Source organism: Phocaeicola faecicola (assembly GCF_013618865.1).
GTDB lineage: Bacteria > Bacteroidota > Bacteroidia > Bacteroidales > Bacteroidaceae > Phocaeicola > Phocaeicola faecicola.
Genome location: NZ_JABSOE010000124.1, coordinates 1 through 4,081, shown reverse-complemented (window position 1 = coordinate 4,081; position 4,081 = coordinate 1). Strand labels below are relative to the sequence as shown.

Genomic DNA, 4,081 nt, shown 5'->3' with positions numbered 1-4,081 from the left:
CATGTACGAAGGGTAGGATGATACGAGAGATGGCGCATCAGTTGTGACGTTACATCTTCCACGCATGAGCCGCCACAGAAATAAACGCTCATCAGCGAACGGACTATCTCGCTGAACTGATATCCGAAGATACTGCTGCATCTCTGACCCAGTGTTGAGTCGATAACGGGTGAAAGCATGGAGTCAAATTTCTCCATGATTGAAAAAATTCCTCCAAAAGGTGTGAGTTTCTCAGATTTAATTTGTATTTTTGCCATGTCATATTAGAGTTTTGCTTGTTTTCTTTTTGCAACACTAAGATAAGTGAAAATTCTGACATGGCAAAATCCTGGGCAACTTTTTGTTGCTCAGGAACTTATAAATAAAGTTAAATTATAGTGTTGCGGAATTAAGGATTTTTTCTTCTTTCTCGTTAATTTATCGAGCAAAGTTACTAAATTTGCCGTTGTATAATTATAAAAGAATATCTCTGTGATTTGAATTCAAGTATTCACCTGTAAGAAGTTACTAATGACAAAAAAGAAATTGCCCGTTCGTTTTACGGGTCAGCACTTTACTATTGATAAAGTGCTAATAAAAGATGCAATAAGACAAGCAAATATAAGTAATCAGGATACGGTTTTAGATATTGGGGCAGGCAAGGGGTTTCTTACTGTTCATTTATTAAAAATTGCCAACAATGTTGTTGCTATTGAAAACGACACAGCTTTGGTTGAACATTTACGAAAATTATTTTCTGATGCCCGAAATGTTCAAGTTGTCGGTTGTGATTTTAGGAATTTTGCAGTTCCGAAATTTCCTTTCAAAGTGGTGTCAAATATTCCTTATGGCATTACTTCCGATATTTTCAAAATCCTGATGTTTGAGAATCTTGAAAATTTTCTGGGAGGTTCCATTATCCTTCAGTTCGAACCTACACAAAAGTTATTTTCAAGGAAGCTTTACAATCCATATACCGTTTTCTATCATACTTTTTTTGATTTGAAACTTGTCTATGAGGTAGGTCCTGAAAGTTTCTTGCCACCGCCAACTGTAAAATCAGCCCTGTTAAACATTAAAAGAAAACACTTATTTTTTGATTTTAAGATTAAAGCCAAATACTTAGCATTTATTTCCTGTCTGTTAGAGAAACCTGATTTATCTGTAAAAACAGCTTTAAAGTCGATTTTCAGGAAAAGTCAGGTCAGGACAATTTCGGAAAAATTCGGTTTAAACCTTAATGCTCAAATTGTTTGTTTGTCTCCAAGTCAATGGTTAAACTGTTTTTTGGAAATGCTGGAAGTTGTCCCTGAAAAATTTCATCCTTCGTAGTTCAAAGTCGGGTGGTTGTCAAGATGATTTTTCTGGTTTGGTGTCGTCTTTTAAGCTGCCGCATAACGTTTGGCAAATTGGCGATGGAGCCGACTTTTAGCACAAATGTTGAATAGAATTACTAATCTTCAACATTGCACAAAAGTTCAATAGAAGTACTTCACCGGCTCTATTGCCAATTTGTTTGTTATGTGCCGTTTTATTCCATTTTATACATTTAACAATTGCTGAAACGTAAAGTCGGGTTTAAACATTTCAATTTCGTTTTGAGTTGATTCTTCTTGTGCTTCTCTTCCATAAGCAAACATTTGCTGTTCATAATTTTCAATAGCCTCTTCAATGCTGTTAAATTTCCCATTGGTCAGATTATCCGACAATATCAAGGCATCCATCAACCCACTGTTTACGCCTTGTCCTGCAAAAGGAGGCATCAAATGTGCGGCATCCCCAATCATTGTTATGGGTAATGGACGCTTACTTTTCCAAGACTTATCTAAGGGAAATATTCGTGTCGCTAACCCTACAAAAGATGATGTCAAACGAATCAGTTCTTTGTAGCGTTCGTCCCAATCGGAAAATTTTTTCAGGAGAAAATCAACGACACTATTTGTGTTTTGAAAATCTACCTGCGTTTGGTTTTTCCATTCATCAGGTGTTTTAAAACTTATTCCAAAATGCAATGCACCATTATTATTGGGGTTAGCAAATAATAAATTACCTTGGTGAGATGCCATTAGCCGGTTTCCATTGCATAGCTGAAAAAATCCAGGACAGTTTATCTCTGGTTGATGAATATCGGCTTGTATATTGAAAGTACCTGTTTCTTCAACTTCCGTGTCGGTAACAAATTTTCTTACCTTGGACATCCCGCCATTGGCAAGAATAACCAAATCTGCTGTTTCACTCGGTTTATTCTCAAAAGTTAGTGTCCACTTCTTCTTACCAGGTTCAAGCATAACAAGTTTTCTATCCCAAATAACCGTGTCGTTTTCTAAACTATTCAACAAGATAGCCCTTAAGTCATTTCTGTTTATTTCAGGATTGTCAAATCGATTTTCGGGCTTTACATTTTTTGTGGATAAAATATTGCCTTTTTCATCAGCAATATTTACACCCATTGGTAAGGCTAAGTCATAATAAGTTTGTAACAATCCCGCTTTTTTCATTGCTTCCTGACCTGAACCTTTGTGTAGGTCAAGGGTTCCACCAAAAATTCTTGCCTCTCGGTCGTTGTCTCTTTCGTAAACTGAAACGTCTATGCCGTTTTGCTGTAATAATTTTGCCATAGTCAGTCCAACGGGTCCACCACCAATTATTGCAACGTTCTTATCACTAAGTAAATTCATTTGTTTGTCTGTATCTATTCGCATTGTCATTCAAAAATGGCACATAACGGTTAGTATATGAAAAGTAGGCGATTTCGAAGTGCCAAATTTTCGGTTAAGCACAAAGTATAATACGAGCCAAAAGCCTTGAATTTACTACTGTTTCGCCTATTTTTTATATACATTGTTAGCGGGTCGTTGTTTTTGTTTATCAGTCATTTATGTGTTTTTCTATTCCATCAATAATTGATTTCCAATCATCAACGTGTAATTCGTGTCCTGTACCTTCAAGGGTGATTAGATTTGAACCTTTTATTTTTTCTAGTAAAAAACCTGCATTCTTATAATGCCAAATTTTGTCGTCTGTTCCGTGGATAATTAAGGTGGGTTGTTTGATTTCGTTTAATCTGTTCCAATATTCTTCACCACCTTGCAATGCAGCGTGATTGAACATACTTATATAATTGTTGGCTCTATTGAACTCAGCTCTTATCAGTTTTTCACTTCTTTGTTTGTCAAATTGTTTCTTGCCACTCATTAATTCTGCACCCTGAATTAAATAGTTTACCACACTGTCTTCATTTGTCCAATTGACTGTACCTGCTTTACTATGGAAATCTAAAATACTCGTGTCCATTTCAGGTATAGTTGGGTCTGAGTCTCCCCAAGGGCCTGATGACATAAGAGTTAAGGAGTTAACTCTGTCGGCAAACTTTATTGATGCTATTTGAGAAATTAGTCCGCCCAAAGAAATCCCCACAAAATGTGCTTTGTCAATCTTGTAGCCATCCAATATTGAAATAGCGTCATTAGTTAAGTCAACAATATCGTATGGAGTAGAACCTGGTTCATAATTAGTGGATTTTCCTACATCTCTGTTGTCGTAACGAATAACAAAAAATCCTTTTTCAGATAATTGTTGGCAAAATTCAGTGTCCCAATACAGCATTGATACGGTTGCACCTGCTACCAAAAGGATTGCTGGATTTTTCTTATTTCCAAAACTTTCCGTACAGAGTTCAATGCCGTTTGTTTTAATTATTTTCTCTTTCATTTCTGTTTTCCTTTGTTTGCAACTGATTATTATCAGTCCTAAAATTAATATCCAAAGTAGTTTTTTTTTCATTTATCCCTTAATTCCGCAACACTTTGATTTAACTTTATTTATAAGTTCCTGAGCAACAATAAGTTGCCTAGGATTTTGCCGTGTCAGATTTTTCACTTATCTTAGTGTTGCAATTAGAAAACAAGCGAAAATCGTAACAAGGCGCTGCATAGGTACAAATAAAATTCGAAAAACTCACACCTTTTGGAGGAATTTTTTCGGGACACTCAGTAAATAGTATAAAATTAGCCAACTAATTCATACACAATGTATTGCGAATTAGTTGGCTTTTTTGTATCTTTAGATATTCCCCCGAAAATAAGGTTTGGCAGCCAAAACG

Annotated in this window: 3 protein-coding genes and 1 pseudogene; 1 reads left to right on the top strand and 3 read right to left on the bottom strand. The window is 35.8% G+C overall.

What is annotated here, in order from left to right; all coding sequences use genetic code 11:
- Positions 1–257 (bottom strand): annotated as a pseudogene (locus H3001_RS18790) (IS1380 family transposase); the annotation flags it as partial.
- Between the two features lie 253 nt (positions 258–510).
- Between H3001_RS18790 and erm(F) the strand changes: the two are divergent.
- Positions 511–1,311 carry a 23S rRNA (adenine(2058)-N(6))-methyltransferase Erm(F) gene (erm(F), locus tag H3001_RS18785; RefSeq protein WP_181215761.1) on the top strand — a complete coding sequence of 267 codons (801 nt, stop codon included), beginning with the start codon at positions 511–513 and terminating at the stop codon, positions 1,309–1,311.
- 209 nt (positions 1,312–1,520) lie between these two features.
- Here erm(F) and tet(X) read toward each other — a convergent pair whose 3' ends face one another.
- Together tet(X) and estT are read right to left on the bottom strand one after the other, a co-directional pair.
- Positions 1,521–2,687 (bottom strand): tetracycline-inactivating monooxygenase Tet(X), encoded by a 1,167-nt coding sequence (gene tet(X), locus H3001_RS18780; protein WP_181215760.1) that lies wholly within the window; start codon positions 2,685–2,687, stop codon positions 1,521–1,523.
- A gap of 160 nt (positions 2,688–2,847) precedes the next feature.
- Positions 2,848–3,690 carry a macrolide hydrolase EstT gene (gene estT / locus H3001_RS18775; protein ID WP_014053561.1) on the bottom strand — a complete coding sequence of 281 codons (843 nt, stop codon included), beginning with the start codon at positions 3,688–3,690 and terminating at the stop codon, positions 2,848–2,850.
- Between the last annotated feature and the right edge of the window lie 391 nt (positions 3,691–4,081).